General features: G+C 51.8%; 25 protein-coding genes. 15 read left to right on the forward strand and 10 right to left on the reverse strand.

Going from position 1 to position 19,602, the window contains the following annotated elements; all coding sequences use genetic code 11:
- Positions 1–333: 333 nt before the first annotated feature.
- A complete protein-coding gene (locus ETC05_RS09895; RefSeq protein WP_011230137.1) occupies positions 334–522 on the reverse strand; it encodes a hypothetical protein in 189 nt (62 codons plus the stop codon).
- A 114-nt stretch (positions 523–636) separates the two neighbouring features.
- Here ETC05_RS09895 and ETC05_RS09900 point away from each other — a divergent pair, with 114 nt between their 5' ends.
- On the forward strand, positions 637–1,038 hold the full coding sequence (locus tag ETC05_RS09900) for a hypothetical protein (RefSeq protein WP_031405477.1): 402 nt from the start codon (positions 637–639) through the stop codon (positions 1,036–1,038).
- Here the strand turns inward: ETC05_RS09900 and ETC05_RS09905 are convergent.
- From ETC05_RS09905 to ETC05_RS09920, 4 genes are read right to left on the reverse strand one after another with little or no spacing between them, the layout of a single operon-like run.
- The gene (locus tag ETC05_RS09905; RefSeq protein ID WP_031405475.1) at positions 998–2,164 is read right to left on the reverse strand and encodes a YheC/YheD family endospore coat-associated protein; all 1,167 of its coding nucleotides are present in this window, start codon (positions 2,162–2,164) and stop codon (positions 998–1,000) included. The genes ETC05_RS09900 and ETC05_RS09905 overlap by 41 nt on opposite strands.
- Complete coding sequence (locus ETC05_RS09910) at positions 2,158–3,510, reverse strand: YheC/YheD family endospore coat-associated protein (RefSeq protein WP_031405473.1); 1,353 nt, start codon at positions 3,508–3,510, stop codon at positions 2,158–2,160. The genes ETC05_RS09905 and ETC05_RS09910 overlap by 7 nt, the downstream gene beginning before the upstream one ends.
- Positions 3,507–4,574, reverse strand: coding sequence for a YheC/YheD family endospore coat-associated protein (locus tag ETC05_RS09915; protein WP_031405470.1), 1,068 nt, complete (start codon positions 4,572–4,574; stop codon positions 3,507–3,509). The genes ETC05_RS09910 and ETC05_RS09915 overlap by 4 nt, the downstream gene beginning before the upstream one ends.
- 6 nt (positions 4,575–4,580) lie before the next feature.
- Positions 4,581–5,657, reverse strand: coding sequence for a YheC/YheD family endospore coat-associated protein (locus ETC05_RS09920; RefSeq protein ID WP_031405468.1), 1,077 nt, complete (start codon positions 5,655–5,657; stop codon positions 4,581–4,583).
- Between the two features lie 126 nt (positions 5,658–5,783).
- Here ETC05_RS09920 and ETC05_RS09925 point away from each other — a divergent pair, with 126 nt between their 5' ends.
- The 4 genes from ETC05_RS09925 to ETC05_RS09940 all read left to right on the forward strand — a co-directional run bounded on the left by ETC05_RS09925 (position 5,784) and on the right by ETC05_RS09940 (position 10,011).
- A complete protein-coding gene (locus ETC05_RS09925; protein ID WP_031405466.1) occupies positions 5,784–6,917 on the forward strand; it encodes a DUF445 domain-containing protein in 1,134 nt (377 codons plus the stop codon).
- Positions 6,918–6,979: 62 nt separating this feature from the next.
- Complete coding sequence (locus ETC05_RS09930; protein WP_031405464.1) at positions 6,980–7,339, forward strand: YlbF/YmcA family competence regulator; 360 nt, start codon at positions 6,980–6,982, stop codon at positions 7,337–7,339.
- A 130-nt stretch (positions 7,340–7,469) separates the two neighbouring features.
- The gene (locus tag ETC05_RS09935; protein WP_031405462.1) at positions 7,470–8,333 is read left to right on the forward strand and encodes a Cof-type HAD-IIB family hydrolase; all 864 of its coding nucleotides are present in this window, start codon (positions 7,470–7,472) and stop codon (positions 8,331–8,333) included.
- A 172-nt stretch (positions 8,334–8,505) separates the two neighbouring features.
- On the forward strand, positions 8,506–10,011 hold the full coding sequence (locus tag ETC05_RS09940; RefSeq protein WP_031405461.1) for a coproporphyrinogen III oxidase: 1,506 nt from the start codon (positions 8,506–8,508) through the stop codon (positions 10,009–10,011).
- A gap of 37 nt (positions 10,012–10,048) precedes the next feature.
- Here ETC05_RS09940 and ETC05_RS09945 read toward each other — a convergent pair whose 3' ends face one another.
- On the reverse strand, positions 10,049–10,234 hold the full coding sequence (locus ETC05_RS09945; RefSeq protein ID WP_015374028.1) for a YhzD family protein: 186 nt from the start codon (positions 10,232–10,234) through the stop codon (positions 10,049–10,051).
- Positions 10,235–10,382: 148 nt separating this feature from the next.
- Between ETC05_RS09945 and ETC05_RS09950 the strand changes: the two genes are divergently transcribed.
- From ETC05_RS09950 to ETC05_RS09980, 7 genes are all read left to right on the forward strand, one after another.
- The gene (locus tag ETC05_RS09950; RefSeq protein ID WP_031405455.1) at positions 10,383–11,282 is read left to right on the forward strand and encodes an ABC transporter ATP-binding protein; all 900 of its coding nucleotides are present in this window, start codon (positions 10,383–10,385) and stop codon (positions 11,280–11,282) included.
- Positions 11,275–12,504: an ABC transporter permease gene (locus ETC05_RS09955; RefSeq protein ID WP_031405453.1), complete on the forward strand. Its 1,230-nt coding sequence runs from the start codon at positions 11,275–11,277 to the stop codon at positions 12,502–12,504. The genes ETC05_RS09950 and ETC05_RS09955 overlap by 8 nt, the downstream gene beginning before the upstream one ends.
- 118 nt (positions 12,505–12,622) lie before the next feature.
- Positions 12,623–13,600 carry a 3'-5' exoribonuclease YhaM gene (gene yhaM, locus ETC05_RS09960; RefSeq protein WP_171660912.1) on the forward strand — a complete coding sequence of 326 codons (978 nt, stop codon included), beginning with the start codon at positions 12,623–12,625 and terminating at the stop codon, positions 13,598–13,600.
- A gap of 23 nt (positions 13,601–13,623) precedes the next feature.
- On the forward strand, positions 13,624–13,752 hold the full coding sequence (locus ETC05_RS09965) for a hypothetical protein (protein ID WP_031405449.1): 129 nt from the start codon (positions 13,624–13,626) through the stop codon (positions 13,750–13,752).
- 106 nt (positions 13,753–13,858) lie between these two features.
- Positions 13,859–14,047 carry a sporulation YhaL family protein gene (locus ETC05_RS09970; RefSeq protein ID WP_031405446.1) on the forward strand — a complete coding sequence of 63 codons (189 nt, stop codon included), beginning with the start codon at positions 13,859–13,861 and terminating at the stop codon, positions 14,045–14,047.
- Between the two features lie 127 nt (positions 14,048–14,174).
- A complete protein-coding gene (serC, locus tag ETC05_RS09975; RefSeq protein ID WP_031405444.1) occupies positions 14,175–15,257 on the forward strand; it encodes a 3-phosphoserine/phosphohydroxythreonine transaminase in 1,083 nt (360 codons plus the stop codon).
- 90 nt (positions 15,258–15,347) lie between these two features.
- Positions 15,348–15,872, forward strand: a complete 525-nt coding sequence (locus tag ETC05_RS09980) for a tryptophan transporter (protein ID WP_031405443.1) — start codon at positions 15,348–15,350, stop codon at positions 15,870–15,872.
- A gap of 97 nt (positions 15,873–15,969) precedes the next feature.
- Here the strand turns inward: ETC05_RS09980 and yhzF are convergent, their stop codons facing one another.
- Positions 15,970–16,158: a membrane protein YhzF gene (yhzF, locus tag ETC05_RS18220; RefSeq protein WP_031405440.1), complete on the reverse strand. Its 189-nt coding sequence runs from the start codon at positions 16,156–16,158 to the stop codon at positions 15,970–15,972.
- Positions 16,159–16,312: 154 nt separating this feature from the next.
- On the opposite strand from yhzF, the gene ETC05_RS09985 reads away from it, so the two are divergent.
- Positions 16,313–16,918 (forward strand): HTH-type transcriptional regulator Hpr, encoded by a 606-nt coding sequence (locus ETC05_RS09985; RefSeq protein ID WP_011230156.1) that lies wholly within the window; start codon positions 16,313–16,315, stop codon positions 16,916–16,918.
- Here ETC05_RS09985 and ETC05_RS09990 read toward each other — a convergent pair.
- The gene (locus ETC05_RS09990; protein WP_031405438.1) at positions 16,911–17,252 is read right to left on the reverse strand and encodes a YhaI family protein; all 342 of its coding nucleotides are present in this window, start codon (positions 17,250–17,252) and stop codon (positions 16,911–16,913) included. The genes ETC05_RS09985 and ETC05_RS09990 overlap by 8 nt on opposite strands.
- Positions 17,253–17,442: 190 nt before the next feature.
- Between ETC05_RS09990 and ETC05_RS09995 the strand changes: the two genes are divergently transcribed.
- Entirely contained in the window at positions 17,443–17,622 is a 180-nt protein-coding gene (locus tag ETC05_RS09995) for a hypothetical protein (protein WP_031405435.1), read from the forward strand.
- A 107-nt stretch (positions 17,623–17,729) separates the two neighbouring features.
- On the opposite strand, the gene ETC05_RS10000 is transcribed toward ETC05_RS09995, so the two are convergent.
- Positions 17,730–17,819, reverse strand: a complete 90-nt coding sequence (locus ETC05_RS10000; protein ID WP_021322511.1) for a YjcZ family sporulation protein — start codon at positions 17,817–17,819, stop codon at positions 17,730–17,732.
- Positions 17,820–18,064: 245 nt separating this feature from the next.
- Here ETC05_RS10000 and ETC05_RS10005 point away from each other — a divergent pair, with 245 nt between their 5' ends.
- Positions 18,065–18,910 (forward strand): peptidylprolyl isomerase, encoded by an 846-nt coding sequence (locus tag ETC05_RS10005; RefSeq protein ID WP_171660913.1) that lies wholly within the window; start codon positions 18,065–18,067, stop codon positions 18,908–18,910.
- Between the two features lie 66 nt (positions 18,911–18,976).
- On the opposite strand, the gene ETC05_RS10010 is transcribed toward ETC05_RS10005, so the two are convergent.
- Positions 18,977–19,399, reverse strand: a complete 423-nt coding sequence (locus ETC05_RS10010; RefSeq protein WP_171660914.1) for an HIT family protein — start codon at positions 19,397–19,399, stop codon at positions 18,977–18,979.
- Positions 19,400–19,602 lie beyond the last annotated feature (203 nt).

Genomic DNA, 19,602 nt, shown 5'->3' on the forward strand with positions numbered 1-19,602 from the left:
AGGAATCAGCGTTGTTTTCATTATACCAAATCCTCGCGAATGGAAAGAAAGACAATGGAGGAAAGCGGCCCAACCGCGGGATGAACGGGCGGCGTGGTCAACAGCGGTCGTTTCGAACGATCTCTGCCTAGAAGGCCGGTGATTTAAGGAAGCAGGCCGCTTATCAGCCTTCGTTTCTCAAATAGAAAAGCCCTGTCGCATCAGGATCGCCTTTCACACGCTCCCCCATCGTTCAAAAGAAACAACCGTTTTTCACCAGCCTTCCAGCGCATCGGCCGAGAGGCTCCATAGAACAAAAGACCGACTTTCCCGAGGAGGGAAAATCGGCTCCGTTTACTGGCCGGCTTCGTACGGCGGCTCTTCTTTGACAAGATCGCGTGCTTCCTCAATGTTGACGTCGTCGCCGTGGCCGTACACGGCACCTCCAGCCATTCCTTCGTTGATCATGCGGTCGATGTCCATATAGTATTCATCGCGCCCTTCGTACAACGAATCCCGGCGCTCGGCTTCATTTCGTTCCATCATCTCGCTCCTTCCTCTCGTCGTTTTTCCTAAAGTTTGCCCAAAAGAGGCATACACTATCCATTCCATTCATATGGATGAAAGAGGACAAGCGGGAAGAAGGGGTGGCAAGAGATGATCATGCTGATCAAAAGATTGCTCGAAACGACCGCCGCGGCGGAAGACAAAGCCCGTCAGCTCGCTGGGATGGAAACGGATGAAACATGGGCGGTCTACTTGGCTGAAGCCGAGCGGCAGCGTAAACTTTGGCAGTACGTGTATTATTTAGCCGCTGGGGCTAACGCTGACGGTCGAGTGGAAAGAGAGCAAAGCAAAGCAGGCACATCTCGTTTTGAGCTCTTGCAAGCCATGGCGGCGGCTGAGTGGGAAAAAGCGATGTTATGCCAGAACGTCTGCCAAAGCCTAAATGGAGCCGCCAAACAAGCGGCAGATGCTGTGTTCCGCCAGGCGCTCCGTTACAGTGGCCAGTTTCTAGCTATGGCGCACGATGAGCGAGCTCAGCAAACAGCTGATTGAGCCTCTCGAGCCGCCGTGCCTCAATCTCCGGCTCGTCAAACACCATCGGCTTGGCGTTGATTTCATAGATGTAAAGTTGCCGCTCGCTTCCGACACCGATGTCGACGGAAAACTCACCGACAAAGCCAAATCGTTCGCCAAGGCGCGCGCCGCTCAAGGCAATAAGCCGATCGAGCGCCGCCTCATCGATGCGTTCCTTGACCTCTTTGTACGGCAGGATGGTCCCGCCGTGAAACACATGGGTCGTCACCGACTCGACGTCGGCCGAACGAACGCCGATGCCGGTGATCGTATGGCGGCCGTTTTGCCAATGGGCGAGCACGCGCAAATCGTAGCGGCGTCCGTTCCACTCGTCCGTTTCAGCCAATGCTTGGGCGATGTAGCGGCCAGACTCAATGAGGGATGCGAGCGCATCGAGCGAGCAGAGCCGTTTTTGGCCGCCCGGATATTCGCAAATGGCCTTCGTCTCCGACAAGGCGGTGAGACGAAACAGCCCCATTCCTCTGGAACCGTCATCTCGTTTCAAATAAATACAGCTGTATTGGCGGAGCCAAGCGCGAATATCGGTCACTGTTTGGACAGGCGACGTCGGCAATAGATGCGGCCAAAGCCGGCGGTCGGACCGCAGCGCGTCGTAAACGTCCGATTTGCGGAAAAAAGAGCGGTTGACAAGTGGAACGCCATGGGCGCTCAACTGGGCAGCCGCCGTTTGAAACAGCTCGCTTTCTTCTTCTGTGCGGCTTTTGACTCGATTGTAGACGACATCAGGCAGTGGAGCGACCGCTTCGATGAGACGATGAAGCGTTGGAACGAATACATATCCGCAGATCCTTTTCTCTCTAATGCCGGCGGCCGCGCTGACGACGGAGATGCCGCCGGCGGCGTGGATGGAGCGGATGACGGTTTCAAGCCACGGCTTTTTCCCAGCCAACAAAGCGGAAAGGGACGAGGCGCTGACCAGCACGCCGACGAGCGGCCCCACCCGTCCGTCTTGCTCGCGGACGGGAAAGACAAGATCGGGAAGGGAAGCGGCGGGAGCCACCCAACCGCAGCCGAACCGATAAGGGCCGCCCGGACTGTTGCACACCCACTCGCTGGTGTCGGGATGGTAGCCGATCGTCAGCATGGCCAAAGCGCCCCGGGTTCGGTGATGGCTGTTTTGCTGAGGTGGACGGCGTAAGCGAGCGGCAGCCGCGCTGTTCGTTCGTCTGCGTCCTTTAATTTTGGATGCTTAAAAATCGACCGTCCAGGTTTCGAATTGGCTTCAAACATCCAAATCCTTCCCTGTTGGTCAACGCCAAGATCAAAACCGATTTCGCCGATCAACGTTTCTGATGCTTCATCAAGGGAACGGCTGAGCGTAAGGGCGGCGTCGGAAAGACGGACGAGCATGATTTCGCGCTCGGCGGCATCCGGGAAAATTTCTTCCAGCGTTTTGACGATGCCTCCGCTGTTCATATGGGTCGTGATGCTTTGTTTTCCAGCGATTTTGGCGGCGATGGCGCTCACTTGCCATATGCCGTGTTCGTTTTTGTTAACGTGAACGCGGAAATCAGCCGGTCGGCCGTTGACGGCAAGAAGTGGAATCGCTTGTTGGATGACATAGCGGTGAAGCGGCGCATGGGCGAGCAAATGATGCCACGCCGCCATGGAGGTCGGAAACAGCGCTGTTTGTATTTCTCCACTCTCGTCGCGAAACCGACATTCATAGGCATTGTTTTTTTTCGCTAAATGATAAATGCCGCGGCCGAGGCTGCCATCGGCCGGCTTGATGTACGCTTCACGGTAGCGGGCAAGAAACTGCTCAATGGTGTGTTGTGTCACGTGGGCGGACGTCGCCGGCAAATACGACTGCGCCTTCGGATGGGCGGCGAGCCGGCGGTAAATGTCCCATTTGTTGAAAAAACACTCGTTAAAGATCGGGATGCCGTAGATGGTTTGCAGCCTCTTTGTCATCGTCTGAAACGTTTCTTCTTTTTCAATGCGTCGATTCGGTAGACGATTGTAAACAACATTTGGCAGCGGCACCGTATGGCGTTCCCAACCGCGCTCTGTGTAAAAATAGCCGTTCGTCATGCCGTTTTCCCAATCAATATGGGGCGCGCCAAACAAAAAGGCAAATCCGCCGACTTGCTTTTCTTGCGCCAGCAGCTTGGCGAAAAAGAAGCTCCGGCTGCCAACCGGTCGGTGGGACGACTTTGTGAATCCGGCGGTCAAAATGCCGACAAGCGGACCGAAGTGAACGACCTCATCGGTCAAAAAGACATGGACATCAGCGGCAAACGGGATCGACAAGCATCGAGCGACGTCATGTGCCACAATCACACGGTCGGTGAGGCGAGGGGAAGAAATGACCCGGCATGGGGCGACAAGGCTGCCGAACGCGGCCGATGTTTGCCCAGATGCTTGGATCGTGGCGGGAAGGATCACCGTATTCGTTTGTTGTTCGTCAATGATCAGCGTGTAGGTCATTGACTTTTCACTCCTCTGGCTAAAAACAGGCAATATCGAAGCGGCGCTTCGTACAGTTCGTTTTGTTGCTCTGTGGAGAGAAGATGCGCCACTTTTCTCCCTGGCTTGGAATTGACATCCAAAATCCACACCGCCCCGTTGTCGGTCGCGCCAAGATCCAAACCGATTTCGAACAAAGGACCGAACGTGCGATCTACATAAGCTGGCAGTGTGCGGATGATCGTCTCAACACCATCGAGCACGAAGAGGCGTTTTGAAGAGGAAAGGCGATCGAGCCACTCGGCAAAAGGACGAATGTCCGCCCCGGCACGGACGTTGGCCACCCATGCCCCCGGTCGGCCGACTCGCACGGCCCGCACTCGTTCCACCCAGCGTCCGTTTTCATCCTTTTGCAAAAGAATGCGGAAGTCAAACGGTTCACCATCCGGGGTCGATAGCTGAAGCAATGGCTGCAGAACATACTCGCCGCGGCGGATCCAAGAGGCGAGGAGCTGTTCCAGCTCGCTTCGGCGGGCAATGACGGCCTGTTCTTGACCGTGGCTGTCTTGGACGGACAGCGCCTTCCCTTTCTTTTGAAAGATGCAAATACCGCGTCCCCCGGAGCCGTGCACCGGCTTGGCGATGGCGGCTTGTTCGCGGCGGAGAAGCGCAAGCACATCACCGGCGCGCTCAAGACGGACAGTCGGCGGCACGTATGCGGACAAGAGCGGGTGTGAGGAGAGTGCTTCATATACGTCCCATTTGCCCGGCAGGCCATAGCCTAAAAACGTGAGGTCAGGTCGCTGCTTCAACCAGCTCATAATCGGTTTTGCTTTTTTGGACCGTTCATCATTGCCGTAAAAGCAGCGGTCATATAAAAATGGCGGAATGGCAAAGACGGCGTTTGTCCATTCGTTCGTTTCCTCTTGAAAGAGAAAGCCGCGGACGTTTTCCGTCTGTGGATCGATGTCAAGCGGTGAAAAGCGGCAGACGGAAATACCGTAGCGTCCGGCGCGTTTCGCTACCTCAGTGCAATACGTGTAGTCTTGCTGTTCCTCAAGGGTGACAAAACCGAGTGAAAGCAAAACGGTTCACTCCTTTTCTTCCATCAATGTCAAACTATAGTCGATGATCGCCTTCGCCGACGGGCGGACTGATTGGTAGGAAGCGGTCATATCCGTCTGTTTCGACGGCTTCGTATTCACCTCGATGATCCACGGCTGGCCATGGATGTCAATGGCAAGATCAACACCAAACTCTCCATACAGTCCTTCCGCTTCCGAGGCGAGAACGGCGGCGGATTCCAGTGCGATTTCTTTCAAAAGCTGTTTTTGCTGGAACGCGTCAGCTCTCGGATACCACGTTCGCAAGACATCATTAACCGCCATCAGTTCTCCGCCGCGGGCAAGGTTAGCGACAAACTGGTCGGGCGGCGCTACGCGGGCGACGGCGGAAGTGACGCGCCAATCATTGTGGCGGACGCGATGACAAAGCAGGCGAAAATCGACCGGTCGGCCGTCGAGGGTGCGAAGCTCAAGCCCTTGTTGGATGATCATCGGCGTTCGGATTTGTTGCCGCAAAGCGGAGACGAAAGCGTCTAGCGAACGATATACGGCCATTGAAGCAGAAGTGGAATGGCGAAGACAAATTCCGTCGTCCGAATGTTGGAGGCAGAAAATCCCTCGCCCTTGGCTGCCATAGATCGGCTTGAGAAAGACGGATGGGAAAGCGTCAAGAAACGCCTCAAGCGTATTTGGACCGCTCCAGAGCGCCGTTTTCGGCAAGTACGGGTGCAAGTACTCGTGCCGCTCAAAATGGCAATGTACTTCCCATTTATGCAAAAAGCGATGGTTGAACATTACTCCGTTTTCCTCAGCCAGTCGCGCGAGCAGCTCAGCAAACAAAGGGGAGCGTTCGAACTTGCGCGAGTGAAGGCGATTGTAAACAACATCGGCTGGAGGCACGTCTCCTTTGTCCCATCCGCTTCCGGTCCACTGATAGCCGACTCCCTCTAAGTAAAGCGGCGGCGAAGACACGTAAAAAAAGAGACCACGCTTTCTAGCATATTCTGCCAATTCCTCACAAAAATGATGGATGGATCCAAAGGCAGCCCGTTCCCTTGTTTCATGGATTTCCGTCAGCACGGCCATCGTTCGTTGTTTGCTCATCGCAGTCCCTCATTTGCGCATTCGTCAGGCAAGATCTATAATGAACAATTAGGCAAACGTTTATATCGCCATCGTATGATGACGCACGCCGTTTGGTGACAGCGGCGGAGACGGAAGGAGAAGAGGATGGAAACATTCGTTTATTTGCTGTTTATGGTGGCGGTCGGGGCGCTCATCGGCGGGGTGACGAACTTTATCGCCATCGTGATGCTGTTTCGCCCATATGAGCCGATGTACGTGTTTGGAAAACGATTGCCGTTTACGCCGGGATTGATTCCAAAGCGGCGGCGGGAGCTTGCCGAACAGCTCGGGAAAACGGTCGTTGAGCATTTGGTGACGCCGGAAGGATTGCGGCGCAAACTCATGGATCCATCCTTTACGGCGCATATGGCCGATTGGGGAGAGGAGCGGCTTCGGCAGTGGCTGGCGCGTCGTGAAACGCTGGTCGAGTTGCTTGAACGCTTTGGTGTCCGCTCTCCGGCTGAGCGGTTGGAGGCATTGGCGGCTGCGCAAGCCGAGCGGGTGTATGAGCGGTGGAGCGAAACGTGGCGTTTGCGGCCGATCCGCGATGTATTGCCGGCGGAGTTGAAACAAACGATGGAAGTGCGCATCGAGAGTTTGGCTGGCTATTTGGCTGACCGGGCGTTGGACTATTTTCGGACAGAGGAAGGAAAACGACAGCTTTCCGGCATGATTCAGCGCTTTTTCCAAGAGCGCGGGATGGTTGGAAATATGTTGCAAATGTTGCTTGGCAATGTCAATTTCGTCGACAAAGTGCAGGCGGAGCTCGATAAAGTTTTACGCCATGCTGCCACAAGAGAGGCGCTCTCCCGCCTCCTTTGGACGGAGTGGAACAAATGGTTAGACTGTCCGCTCGCCACCGTGGAAGAGATGATCGGTCGCCGGCGCATCGATGAGGCGGTGCGGTCCGCTGTCCGCCGCTTGGTGCAAAGCGGCGGATGGCTGAACCGTCCGCTTGCCGAACTGCTCGCCCCATACGAACAGCCCTTGTTTGGTCGTCTCATCCCGCAGGCGGCGGAAGCAGTCAGCCGCCTGCTTAGCGGCAAGATTGAGGCAATCGTGGCGCAGCTTGAGCTTGAAGATATCGTCCGTGAACAAGTAGAGTCATTTTCGTTGCGACGGTTGGAAGCGATCATTTTATCGATCGCCCGCCGTGAACTAAAGATGATTACGTATTTGGGCGCCTTGCTTGGCGGACTGATCGGCGCTGTCCAAGGGCTCATCAGCTTATGGCTGTAATATCTCCGCCGGGTGGTGCATACGTTAGAACGTGAATGATATTTGTATAGGAGGCACTTTTTATGTCTGAAACCCTTCATGCGCTCGCTAGGCAGCTCGAGCAGGCGATTCGGGCAAGTGAGCCGTTTCAGCAGCTGAAACGGGCGTACGAGGACGTCCGACGGGATGAAACCGCTTATCGGATGTTCGCTGATGTCCGCGACATCCAGCTCCGGCTCCATGAAAAACAGATGCGCGGAGCGGCCATTTCGCCGGATGAAATCGATCAGGCGCAAAAGGCGATGGCGCTCGCCCAGCAACATGAGAAACTCGCCCGCCTGATGGCGCTTGAGCAGCGGATGAGCATGACCATCGCCGAGGTTCAGCAAATCGCCATGAAGCCGCTTGAGGAGTTGCACCGTTCATTCATGGAAAGAAGATAGGAAAAACACCCGGTCGGGTGTTCTTTTTTTGTCTGTCTCATCATAGTCATGAAAATGATAAGGAATGCAAAGCCGCCAGCAAGCTTGCGGCGGCAAGAGAGGTTGAGACGGACAAAAGGGGGAGACAGCCGTGTATAAGCTGTTGGCGCTCAACATTGACGGAACGATTTTAAAAAACAACGGCCGCCTGCCGCGCGAAACGAAAGAGGCGGTCGACTACGTCAAGAAAAAAGGCGTTTATGTTACGTTAATCACGGGCCGCAATTTACTTTCCGCCCGCAAAGTGGCGAAAGCACTGCGGCTTGATGGGATGCTCATTGCATTCCAAGGAGCGATGATTGCCCGAACGCTTGATGATCGGCTGTTTGACGCCGCGATTCCTGAAGAAAGAACGTTTAACATTGTGCAAATTTTGGAGAACTTCAACTGCAACATCCGTCTCATGCATGAGCGGTATTCGCTCGGCAATCGGAAGAAAGTGAAAAAAAACCTTGTTGTGCAGACGGTTCTCTCCTCAAGCGATCCGTTTTTCTATCCGACCCAATTTGTCGACTCGCTTGGCGACGTGTTGATGGACGAACCGATTGCCGTTCCGAAAATAGATGTGTATTTTGCCAGCGATGCCGAACGGGATGAAGCCGCGGTCCTGCTGGGCAAAGCGATTCCCGGCATTGATATGATTATGCAGTCAAACGGAAAAATGGAAGTTGTCCCCCAAGGAGTGTCCAAACTTGCTGGATTGCGCCGGCTTGCTCAACATATCGGCGTATCGTTGAAAGAAACGGTGGTGATTGGCGATGGGCTTGATGACTTGCCGGCGATTGAAGCGGCTGGGCTTGGCGTTGCCATGGGCAATGCGCCGCTCGAGGTAAAGCGGGCGGCCGATTGGGTGACGCGTTCGAATGAACAGCTCGGCGTTGCTTATATGGTAAAAGAGCATTTTCGCAAACAACAGCGAATCGAGTTTTTGCAAAAACTAAAAACAAAACGGTGAGCCGTCGATGGGAGTTGACTGTTTCAAAATGAGGCCGGGAGCGAATGCCCGGCTTTTTTATTTGGTTGGTGGGGCTGGAGGCATTTCCGTAAAGTCGACGAAAGGTGCATTCTTCCGCTTGACGAAGGAAACAGCCGTTCAGTACACTGAAAGAAGTTTGAAAGAAAAGGTGATGAACGTGCGGATCGAAATTCAAGGACTGCCGCATCCGGAACGATTTCAGCGCCCGCTCGAAGTGATGACTGAGCTGTTTTTCGAAGCGCCGGAGCTGTCGTTGGAGCCGCTTCCCGAGGCTGATATGGCCGCTATGTTTTCCGTTAAAGAAAACGGGTGCATCGCTGTTTTTGGGACGCTTCTCGACAAGACGTCCGGGCGCGTCGAAGAGGCGAGCCATGAACGAAGCGCGCCGGCGGGCGCTGACGGGAAAATGTACGAAAAGCAGCTGAAAAACGCCGTTTTGCATGTCTATTTGACGCTGTTGGAGCGATTTACCGGCCTCATTCAGCCGTGGGGCGTGCTGACCGGCGTCCGTCCGGTCAAGCTGCTTCATCAGCTTTTGCGCTCAGGCCTTTCGAAAGAAGAGGCGCACCGGAAGCTGGCTGAAGAGTATTTAGTGACAAACGAAAAAATCGAATTAATGCAAGCGATCGTGGATCGTCAGCTCGCGGTCGTTCCGGATTTATACGATTTGGCCCATGAAGTGAGCATCTATATCGGCATTCCATTTTGCCCAACGAAATGCGCCTATTGCACATTTCCGGCGTACGCCATCAACGGCCGCCAAGGGTCGGTTGACGCCTTTTTGGCTGGCCTCCATTATGAAATGGAGGCAGTCGGCCGCTTTTTGCGCGAGCGCGGCATCCGCATCACAACGATTTACTACGGCGGCGGGACGCCGACGAGCATTACGGCCGACGAGATGGATCGGCTGTACGCCCATATGTATGACGTCTTTCCAGATGTCGATCGCGTCCGCGAAATCACGGTCGAAGCCGGGCGTCCGGATACGATTACACCAGAGAAACTTGACGTGTTGAAAAAATGGCGGATCGACCGCATCAGCATCAACCCGCAGTCCTACATTCAGGAAACATTAAAAGCGATCGGCCGCCATCATACGGTCGAAGAGACGATCAACAAGTTTCATTTAGCAAGGCAAATGGGGATGAACAACATTAATATGGATTTAATCATTGGACTGCCCGGCGAGGGGCTGGCGGAATTTACGCATACGCTCGCCGAGACGGAGCGGCTCATGCCGGAATCGCTCACCATCCATACGCTGTCGTTTAAGCGGGCGTCGGAAATGACAAAGAACAAACAAAAGTACAAAGTCGCCAGCCGCGAGGAAGTGCAGGCGATGATGAAGGCGGCCCAAGAATGGACAAAGGAACACGGTTATGTCCCTTACTATTTGTATCGACAAAAAAACATTCTCGGCAACCTTGAAAACGTCGGCTACGCGCTGCCAGGGCAAGAGAGCATATACAACATTATGATCATGGAAGAGCAGCAGTCGATCATCGGCCTTGGCTGCGGGGCGTCAAGCAAATTCGTTGATCCGAAAACGCGGAAAATCACTCGCCAGGCGAACCCGAAAGAGCCGAAAGTGTACAATGAGCATTTCGCTGAATATACGGAAGAAAAAATCAATATGTTAAAGGAAATATTTGGTTGAATGGCAACACCCCGGGAACAACCCCGGGGTGTTTGGATTAGCGGTGAAATAAAATGAGCTTGCCGCTGGCATTGACGCAGCGGTGTGTTTTGTCCCAACAGCCGCGCTCGCGCAGCTTTTGTTCACCAATTTTTTTCGCTTCTTCATCATTGGCCGCTTCAAACGTTTCATCGAGCAATTTTTCCCCGTCGCGTTCAAAAGCGGTTAACGTATATGTCGGCATGCGATCCTCTCCTTTCGCTGAATCATCATTCATTTCTCTTTCATTAGAGATCGGATCGGCAAATTCCTGCCTCTGTCTGAAACTTTTTTTGAGACTGCACGTTTTAATAGTGTGAGTGGAAAATTTGTTTTACTTTGGGGGAATGTGGATGAGTTTAGAGATCATTGAGGTGACGAAACGGTTTGGTCAGGCGACGGCCGTCGACCATTTGACGTTGACGGTTCCAGAAGGGGAGATGTTCGGATTGCTCGGGGCGAACGGTGCGGGCAAAACGACGACCTTTCGCATGATTTTAGGCCTTCTGCTCCCGACGGAAGGGGTGATCCGTTGGCAAGGCGAACCGATTGATTACTCAAAAAGCCATCTGATCGGCTATTTGCCGGAAGAGCGCGGGTTGTACCCGAAGCTGAAAGTGCAAGAGCAGCTTTTGTATTTAGGACGGTTGCGTGGAATGAAGAAGACGGATATTCTTCCGGAAATCGACCGCTGGCTTGAGCGCTTCCATATCCGCGATTATGCCAACAAGCGAGTGGAGGAGCTTTCGAAAGGCAACCAACAAAAAATCCAATTTATCGCTGCTGTGCTTCATCGACCGAAGCTGTTAATCTTGGATGAGCCATTCAGCGGCCTTGATCCAGTGAACGTTGAGCTGTTGAAAGAAGCGGTGCTCGATTTAAAACGGAACGGCACGACCATTGTCTTCTCGAGTCATCGCATGGAACATGTGGAAGAGTTGTGCGAGCATGTCTGCATTTTGCGCCGCGGCCGCGCGGTGGTGGCTGGAGCGCTCCGTGAACTGAAACGTTCGTTTGGCAAACAAATCCTTGTCATTCAAGGAGATGGGCCGTTTGAAGAATTGGCGCGGTTTCCTGGCATTTTGCAGTGGAAGCGGACGGCGGAAGGGGTGCGGCTGCAAATTGCCAATGAGGAGACGGCACAAGCGATACTCGGCCATATAGCAGGAAAAGTCGCGGTTCGCCTGTTTGCCTTGGAGGAACCGTCTCTGAATGATATCTTTATTGAAAAAGTAGGTGCGGCGTATGAATAAGTTTTTCCTTGTGTTGGGGCATACGTATGGAACGAAGCTGAGGGCGAAAGCATTTCTTGTGACCACCGCCATCACTTGCCTGTTGATCATCGGGCTGGCCAATATTCAGTCGATCATCGAGTTTTTCAGCGGTGATGAAATGACTCATGTCGCGGTCATTGATCGCACGGGATCGTTGTATGGTCCGCTTGAGAAGCAGGTAAGCCATGACCAAATTGCGTTGACGAAAATTACTGATATGGAAAACGAAGCGAAAGAAGCCGTCAAAGAAGGCAAATGGGACGGATTGCTCGTCTTGTCCATGGATGCGGAAGGATTGCCGGAAGCGGTGTATTATGCCAATACGATTGTGGACAATCAGACACCGGAGGAGCTGGAACGAGCGCTGAGCCAGTTGAAAACGGCGCTTTCAGCCGCTAAGCTCGGCCTGACGGATGAACAAATGGCTGAGCTTTACAAACCAGTTCCGTTCCAGAAGGTGGCATTGGAAAAAAACGCGAAGACGGAAGAGGAGTTGAATCAAGCACGCGCTCTTGTTTATGTCCTTCTTTTCGCGATGTATATGTTTGTTTTGATGTATGGAGGAATGATCGCGACGGAGGTGGCGACGGAAAAATCGTCGCGTGTGATGGAAATTTTAGTTTCGAGCGTTTCCCCGGTTCAACAGTTGTTTGGCAAAATCATCGGCGTTGCTTTGGTCAGCTTGACGCAATTCTTCGTTTTTTTTGCCGTCGCTTTCGCCGCGTTGAAAACGAGTGGGCGGGAAGTGTGGCGTTTTCTCGGATTTGACCACGTGCCGGCATCGCTATTTGTGTACGCACTCGTTTTTTTCTTGCTCGGTTACCTCTTGTACGCGGTGTTATTTGCCGTGCTCGGTTCGCTCGTCAGCCGGGTTGAAGATGTGCAGCCGGCGATTACGCCGGTCATGATGTTGGTTGTCGCTGCGTTTATGATCGCGATGTTTGGCTTGAATGTGCCAGAGTCGGCGTTTGTGACCGGCGCCTCGTTTGTCCCCTTTTTCGCTCCGATGCTCATGTTTTTGCGCATCGGCCTCGTTTCCGTGCCGGGATGGGAAGTGGCGCTCAGCCTCGCGCTTTTAGCGGCGACGATTGCCTTGCTGATCTACTTTGGCGCCAAAGTGTATCGAGGCGGCGTGCTGATGTATGGACGAATGAACATTTTTAAGGATATGAGACAGGCTGTTCAGTTAACAAAAAAATGAACAGCATGGCAGGACGCTTGGACCAATGTTTCCTTGCCGTTTCGGCAAGGCTTTCTTTTTGCCCTCTACCCGTTATGATATACTAGAAGGTACGTACGGAGAAACGGAGGAGAACGAAGTGGCAAAAGGGATCATTCACTATGAAGTCGGGGAACAAGTTGACTTGTTTCTTCTCATTAAATCGGCGACGAAAGGCATTGCCAGCAACGGCAAGCCGTTTTTAACTTTGATTTTGCAAGATAAAAGCGGCGACATTGAAGCAAAGTTATGGGACGTCTCTCCGGACGATGAGCAGCGCTATGTGCCGGAGTGCATTGTCAAAGTGGCAGGGGATATTCATAACTACCGGGGAAAACTGCAGCTGCGCATCCGTTCGATCCGTCCCGCTCATTCAGGCGATGCTGTGCGCGTCGATGACTTTTTGGAGACGGCTCCGATTAGCCGTGAGGAAATGAAGGCGAAAGTGATGGAATACATATTTGCCATGGAAAATCCAAACATTCAGCGCATTACCCGTCATTTGTTAAAAAAATATGAAAAGGAGTTTTTTGAGTACCCAGCGGCGACGAAAAACCATCATGAATTCATCTCCGGACTAGCGTACCATGTTGTGTCGATGCTTGAACTCGCCAAGGCGCTCGTTCGCCTGTATCCTTCGCTCAATAAAGATTTGCTTTATGCCGGCGTCATTTTGCATGACCTTGGCAAAGTAATCGAGTTGTCCGGCCCGGTATCGGCGGCGTATACGCTTGAAGGAAATTTGCTCGGACACATTTCGATCATAGTGAGCGAGATCAGCAAGGCAGCGGAGCAGCTCGGCATCCAAGGTGAAGAAGTCGTCATTTTGCAGCATCTTGTGCTCGCGCATCACGGCAAGGCGGAGTGGGGCAGCCCGAAGCCGCCGCTCGTCAAAGAAGCTGAGGTGCTTCATTACATTGACAATTTGGATGCGAAAATTACGATGATCGACCGCGCGCTCGAGAAGGTGAAGCCGGGCGAGTTTACGGAACGCGTTTTTGCCCTTGACAACCGCTCGTTTTACAAACCAGCGTTTTTGTCTGTTTCAAAGCCAAAAAACGCGGGTAGTAAAGAGTAGGGGCGGAAAAGGAGGGATGGATCATGATCGAACCGGTCATTGAAATCGTCCCGAAGACCCAATACGAACAGGCGAAAGAAGAGTTGAGAGAGTTGCGCCGTCAATGGAAGAAGGCGAAGGTGGAAAAGAAGCCAAAACGAAACGATGCATAAGCGTTGTCCCTGAGAAAGAGGCGGCATTCCCGCCTCTTTCTCCATGCATACTGCCCCCTTTTTGCGCGTATAGTGTACTAAGACAAGCATACAAGGGGGAATGGCGATGCTCAGTTTGCCTTGGTGGGTGTATTTGGTCGTTGCCGGCATTATTTTCAGCGGCTATATGACCGTAAAAACGGCGGCGCGCGAGCGGGAAATTGACGAGGCGTTCATTGAAAAAGAAGGCGAAGTTTACATGGAACGCATCCGCCAGGAACGGGAACGGCGGAAACAGGCCAAGTCCTTGCAATAGCAGGGGCTTTCTTTTTTGGAAGATTTCGTTTGAAAGCGCTTTTTTCGAAAAATTCCCTTTCTTTTTTTTCGAATCGTGTTAGGATAATAATATCATGGACTACCAGGAGGCAAAGTGAGGGATGACGATGAAACGCGCATACAACTTCAACGCCGGCCCGTCAGCGCTGCCGCTTCCGGTGCTTGAGCGGGCGCAAAAAGAGCTGCTTAATTTTCAAAACACCGGCATGTCGGTCATGGAATTAAGCCATCGGAGCAAAGAATACGAGGCTGTGCACAATGCGGCGAAAGAGCGGCTCAAGCGGCTTCTCAACGTGCCGGACGGCTATGACATTTTATTTTTGCAAGGCGGGGCGAGCTTGCAGTTTTCGATGGTGCCGATGAACCTCCTGACGGAAGGGAAAATCGGCTGTTATGTGCTGACGGGGGCGTGGTCGGAAAAAGCGCTGAAGGAAGCGCAAAAAATCGGTTTGACAACGGTCGTCGCTTCGAGCAAAGAAGCGAACTACACATACATTCCGTCGCTTGACGACGTCCAATGGCCGAAAAACGCCGCCTACGTCCATATCACGTCAAACAACACGATCTTCGGCACCCAATGGCAGGCGTTCCCGAACACACCGGTTGACTTGGTCGCGGATATGTCGAGCGATATTTTAAGCCGCCCGTTTGACGTCAGCCAGTTTGCCCTCATTTACGCCGGGGCGCAAAAAAACCTCGGCCCATCAGGAGTCACGGTCGTCATTCTCCGCAATGACTTGCTTGAACGCATCCCGGACGGGCTGCCGACGATGCTCGATTACCGGACGCACCAGAAGAGCAATTCGCTTTACAACACGCCGCCGACGTTTGCGATTTACATGCTGTCGCTCGTGCTCGAATGGGTCGAAGAGCAAGGCGGTGTGGCGGCGATGGAAGAGCGCAACCGGCAAAAGGCGGCCGTGCTGTATGAGGCGATTGATGAAAGCGGCGGCTTTTACAAACCGCACGCCGAAAAGGGAAGCCGTTCGCTTATGAACGTCACCTTTACGCTTCCCAATGCGGAGCTGACGAAAACGTTCCTCACCGAGGCGAAAGAACGTGGGTTTGTCGGGCTTGGCGGGCACCGATCGATCGGCGGTTGCCGGGCGTCGATTTACAACGCGGTGCCGCTTGAGGCGTGCGAAGCGCTTGCGTCATTTATGAACGAGTTCCGCCGCCGTTTTGCCTGAAAATTTCTTCTTCACTTTTACACTGCAAAGTGATATAATGATAAAAAAATTCTTGAGCATATAGATGAGGAGAGAAGAGGAGAGATGAGCATGAATGTGAGAGCATTAGTATCGATGGCGCTGTTAGTCGGAATCGGAGCCGTGTTGCATGCGGTTATTCCGGGATTGTTTTTCGGAATGAAGCCGGATATGATGCTGGCGATGATGTTTTTGGCGATTTTGCTTTTTCCAAACGTCAAAGCGGTCGGCCTTGTCGGTGTCGTCACCGGTTTGATCTCAGCCATGACGACGACGTTTCCGGGTGGGCAGCTGCCGAATATGATCGATAAAATCATCACCGCCCTTGTTGTGTTTGCCTTAGCGGCTTTGATGAAAACATATAGCCAAACGGTCATCGGGGCCGCGGTGTTGGCAGCCGTCGGCACAGCGATTTCCGGCGCAGTGTTTTTGGCAGCAGCGCTCTTGTTTGTCGGGTTGCCAGGCGGAGCGACGTTTTCGGCGCTGTTTGTCACCATCGTGCTGCCGACAGCGGCGTTGAACGCAGTGGCGATGGCCATCATCTATCCGATCGCATCATCGATTTTCCGACGGATGAACGTTACAGCGCACGTGTAGACGGCGAAAAACCCGATCATTGCTGGTCGGGTTTTTTGCTATCAAAGAGAGGGGATAAGAAAAAAATTCCTCCCATTCCATTCATTTCTGATATATATTAGACATAGCTGAGAAGCCAAGCAGTGAGCAAGCAAATGGACGCTATTCCAATATAGCGCAAAGTCCGTTCTTTCAGCAATGCTTTCGGTGGGTACGCCCGCGCTTTCCATAAGGTAACAAATGCGTTTATAAAAAGACAGAAAAATAAGAATCCGAAGACGATAAGCAGCCATTGTATATACACCATGGCATTCTCCTCCTGTATGCGCCAAGCGCCTTATGTTTACTACTATGAATATGCAAAAAAAATCATAAAAATAAATACTTTTGTCTTTATTCCTTTTTGTTTTATTGATATAATGGAGAGTAAAAAATACGGTGAGGGAAGAGTGGGTGGAACAATGAAAGCGACAGAACAGCATTATTCCATCAAAGAGGCGATGTTATTCAGCCAACGAATTGCCCAGTTGAGCAAAGCGTTATGGAAATCGATTGAAAAAGATTGGCAACGGTGGATCAAGCCGTTTGACTTGAACATTAACGAACATCACATTTTATGGATCGCCTATCATTTCAAGGGAGCCTCGATTTCGGAAATCGCCAAGTTTGGCGTGATGCACGTATCGACGGCGTTCAACTTCTCAAAAAAATTAGAAGAAAAAGGATTGCTTTCGTTTTCCAAAAAACAGGATGACAAGCGCAATACGTACATTGAGTTGACGGAAAAAGGCGAAGAAGTGTTGATGAAGCTGATGGAGACGTATGACCCGACGAAAAATGCCGTTTTCAATGGGGCGTTGCCGTTGCGCGAGTTGTACGGGAAGTTTCCAGAAATTTTAGAAATGATGTGCATCGTCCGCAACATTTATGGCGATGATTTCATGGAAATTTTCGAGCGGGCGTTTGAAAACATTAAAGAAGATTTTATCGAGCAGGACGGCAAACTTGTCAAGCGAAAGCCGAAAACGGAAGAGCATGAGAAAGAATTGGCCAGCCAGGCTAACTGATGGTGCGAATGAGCGTTTTCAGCTCGGTCATCAGCGGGACAAACATTTGTTGGGCCAAAAGAGCGTCAATTGTCTGTTCCAGCGGAAGGTTCGGATGAAGCATTCCAGCAAACTGCACGAGCAGGGGAGTGAAAATCGTCAACCCTTCCGCTTTTTGCTGTTCGTATTGGTCGGCAAGCTCTTGGCAAAACGCCAGGAGGGCGTCGACTTCTTCTTTGGTCAAATCAGCGCGGATGATAAGGGAATAAAATGGTTTTTTCGTTTCGTCGATCATTTCCATCAACAGGGACTGGTGAAATTCCAGTTTGGCCACTCGCTTTTCCAACGATTCCATATATCGTTCTCCTTTTGGTGACGAAAATGTGACCGTTTTTACGTATATTTTACCGAATTTGTGCGCATTCACCAATAGAAAAATCGGTTTGGGTCCGGAAAACGAAAAATGATTGATTTCCAGACGTGAACGATGTAAAGTTAAAGCCATGGGCGGCGTTTGGCGAAGATCGAAGAGGAGGGGAACAGCTTTGGTGTTTTATTTCATCCTCCTGGCGGTTACGGTCTTATTTTTTATCAACCAGCTCACACACTCACTTTGCGCGCAGCGTGACATCCCCGAAGAGCAGCAGCCGGCGGTTTTTCGCACGATCAATGTCCTTATTACGATTTTATTAATCTCTTCTTACTTTGAAGTGTTGTTTACATGATGTTTTTGGTGGGTGCGGCGGTGCTGGCGCAGAAAGCTCCAATGCCGTTTTCTTTAAGGAAGGCGGCAAAAAGGGTGCTCCCTTTTTGAGGGAGCACCCGCTTTCGTTTAGTAAATGACGCAGGCGCAGCCGACGATGATCAACAAAATGAACAGCACAACAATCAACGCAAAGCCTCCGGAGTAAGGTGCGCTCATTGTAACACCCCCTTTCGGCAAGAAGAAGCCTGTCGAGCGCTTCATCCTCATCATATGTATGGCAAGCGTGCATGTTATGGGCGGATGACTAAAACGGAAAGAGGTTTTTTTTTCTCTGGAAATATGGTATAGTTATTGTCGTGGTTGAAGAGGCGAACATGTTGTTCCGTGGGCGCCATTCGATCTGCGCCGCTTGAAAGCGCGGGAATGTTCAATCGAAAAAAGATGTAGGAGTTGTGAAACGAATGAAAAAATGGATGATGGCCGCTGCCGTCGTTTCGCTCATGGTTTTGTCGGCCTGCAATAACGACGGTTCCGAAGTGATTGTGGAAACGAAAAACGGCAATATTACGAAAGACGAATTTTACAATGAGATGAAAGAGCGCGTCGGCAAGTCCGTCCTTCGTGATTTGATCGACGAAAAAGTGTTGAGCAAAAAATACAAGGTAACCGATGAAGAGATCGACCGCGAAATCGAACGGATCAAGGAAGCGTATGGAACGCAATATGATTTGGCCGTGCAGCAGAACGGAGAAAAAGTGATCCGCGAAATGGTCAAGCTCGATTTGCTGCGGACGAAAGCGGCTGTTGAAGACATAAAAGTGACGGAGAAAGAACTGAAGGAGTATTATGACAACTACAAGCCGAAAATTCGCGCCAGCCATATTTTGGTCAAAGATGAAAAAACAGCAAAAGAAGTAAAGGCGAAGCTTGATAAAGGCGAGGATTTCGCCAAGTTGGCTAAAGAATATTCCCAAGATCCGGGCTCGGCGTCCAACGGCGGCGATTTAGGCTGGTTTGGCCCTGGGAAAATGGTCAAGGAGTTTGAAGAAGCCGCCTATAAGCTGAAAGTCGGCGAAGTGAGCGATCCGGTGAAAACGGATTACGGCTACCATATTATTAAAGTGACGGACAAAGAAAAGAAAAAATCGTTCAACGAAATGAAAGACGAAATTGCGTTTGAAGTCAAACGGAACAAGCTTGATCCTGCGACGATGCAGTCAAAAGTGGACAAACTGGTGAAAGACGCCGGTGTTGAGATCAAAGACAAAGATTTGCAAGATGTGATCGGGGAGCAAGGAAAACAGTAAAAACGGAAGCGGGACATCCCTGCTTCCGTTTTTTATTTGTGGGCTTGGCCTTTCTGCTGTTGGAGATCACCCGAGCCGTTCGCGGATTGTGGCAGCGATCGCCTGCAGGTCAGCGGTCGTATAGTCGCTCGCATGCGACTTCCAGACTGCGCCAAACCCATCCCCTTTGCCGTAGCGAGGAATGAGGTGAAGATGGTAATGGAACACCGTCTGTCCCGCTTGCTCACCGTTGTTGTTCAATAAGTTGAGCCCGACCGGAGAAAATGCTCGCTTGAGCGCATTGGCGATCGTCGGCACTACGCGAAACAGTTGGCCGGCCGCCTCTGGTGTGAGGGAGAAAATGTTTTCCGTATGTACTTTCGGGATGACAAGCGTATGCCCTTTTGTCACTTGGCTGATGTCCAAAAATGCGAGCACATGGTCATCTTCGTACACTTTCGCCGCGGGCAATTCGCTGTTAATGATTTTGCAAAAAATGCAATCGCTCACTGTGGTCACCCTTTCCTTCCCGTTTTCTCCATTTTACCATAAAAAAACCGGGATGTAATCCCGCAACGCAGGATCCATCCCGGTTGGTGAAAAGGGGAGAGGATGGCTCAAGCAAATGTGCGTTTGATGAACACCCCATTTGCAGCAAAAGTCGTTTCGGCGTGAGCGCTTCCTTTGTTCAACGTGACCATCCCCTTTGGAAA

Source organism: Geobacillus sp. BMUD, from assembly GCF_013096845.1.
GTDB lineage: Bacteria > Bacillota > Bacilli > Bacillales > Anoxybacillaceae > Geobacillus > Geobacillus vulcani.

Bases quoted from the DNA above. Each gene is read 5' to 3' on its own strand.
- yhzF (WP_031405440.1), bottom strand. From the start codon at position 16,158: ATGGTGTATATACAATGGCTGCTTATCGTCTTCGGATTCTTATTTTTC.
- ETC05_RS09965 (WP_031405449.1), top strand. From the start codon at position 13,624: ATGATCGAACCGGTCATTGAAATCGTCCCGAAGACCCAATACGAACAG.
- ETC05_RS09985 (WP_011230156.1), top strand. From the start codon at position 16,313: ATGAAAGCGACAGAACAGCATTATTCCATCAAAGAGGCGATGTTATTC.
- ETC05_RS09895 (WP_011230137.1), bottom strand. From the start codon at position 522: ATGGAACGAAATGAAGCCGAGCGCCGGGATTCGTTGTACGAAGGGCGC.
- ETC05_RS09930 (WP_031405464.1), top strand. From the start codon at position 6,980: ATGTCTGAAACCCTTCATGCGCTCGCTAGGCAGCTCGAGCAGGCGATT.
- ETC05_RS09925 (WP_031405466.1), top strand. From the start codon at position 5,784: ATGGAAACATTCGTTTATTTGCTGTTTATGGTGGCGGTCGGGGCGCTC.
- ETC05_RS09910 (WP_031405473.1), bottom strand. From the start codon at position 3,510: ATGACCTACACGCTGATCATTGACGAACAACAAACGAATACGGTGATC.
- ETC05_RS09990 (WP_031405438.1), bottom strand. From the start codon at position 17,252: ATGGAATCGTTGGAAAAGCGAGTGGCCAAACTGGAATTTCACCAGTCC.
- ETC05_RS09940 (WP_031405461.1), top strand. From the start codon at position 8,506: ATGAACGTGCGGATCGAAATTCAAGGACTGCCGCATCCGGAACGATTT.
- ETC05_RS09900 (WP_031405477.1), top strand. From the start codon at position 637: ATGATCATGCTGATCAAAAGATTGCTCGAAACGACCGCCGCGGCGGAA.
- ETC05_RS09980 (WP_031405443.1), top strand. From the start codon at position 15,348: ATGAATGTGAGAGCATTAGTATCGATGGCGCTGTTAGTCGGAATCGGA.
- ETC05_RS10005 (WP_171660913.1), top strand. From the start codon at position 18,065: ATGAAAAAATGGATGATGGCCGCTGCCGTCGTTTCGCTCATGGTTTTG.
- ETC05_RS09920 (WP_031405468.1), bottom strand. From the start codon at position 5,657: ATGAGCAAACAACGAACGATGGCCGTGCTGACGGAAATCCATGAAACA.
- ETC05_RS10000 (WP_021322511.1), bottom strand. From the start codon at position 17,819: ATGAGCGCACCTTACTCCGGAGGCTTTGCGTTGATTGTTGTGCTGTTC.
- ETC05_RS09950 (WP_031405455.1), top strand. From the start codon at position 10,383: ATGAGTTTAGAGATCATTGAGGTGACGAAACGGTTTGGTCAGGCGACG.
- ETC05_RS09970 (WP_031405446.1), top strand. From the start codon at position 13,859: ATGCTCAGTTTGCCTTGGTGGGTGTATTTGGTCGTTGCCGGCATTATT.
- serC (WP_031405444.1), top strand. From the start codon at position 14,175: ATGAAACGCGCATACAACTTCAACGCCGGCCCGTCAGCGCTGCCGCTT.
- ETC05_RS09955 (WP_031405453.1), top strand. From the start codon at position 11,275: ATGAATAAGTTTTTCCTTGTGTTGGGGCATACGTATGGAACGAAGCTG.
- ETC05_RS09905 (WP_031405475.1), bottom strand. From the start codon at position 2,164: ATGCTGACGATCGGCTACCATCCCGACACCAGCGAGTGGGTGTGCAAC.
- ETC05_RS09945 (WP_015374028.1), bottom strand. From the start codon at position 10,234: ATGCCGACATATACGTTAACCGCTTTTGAACGCGACGGGGAAAAATTG.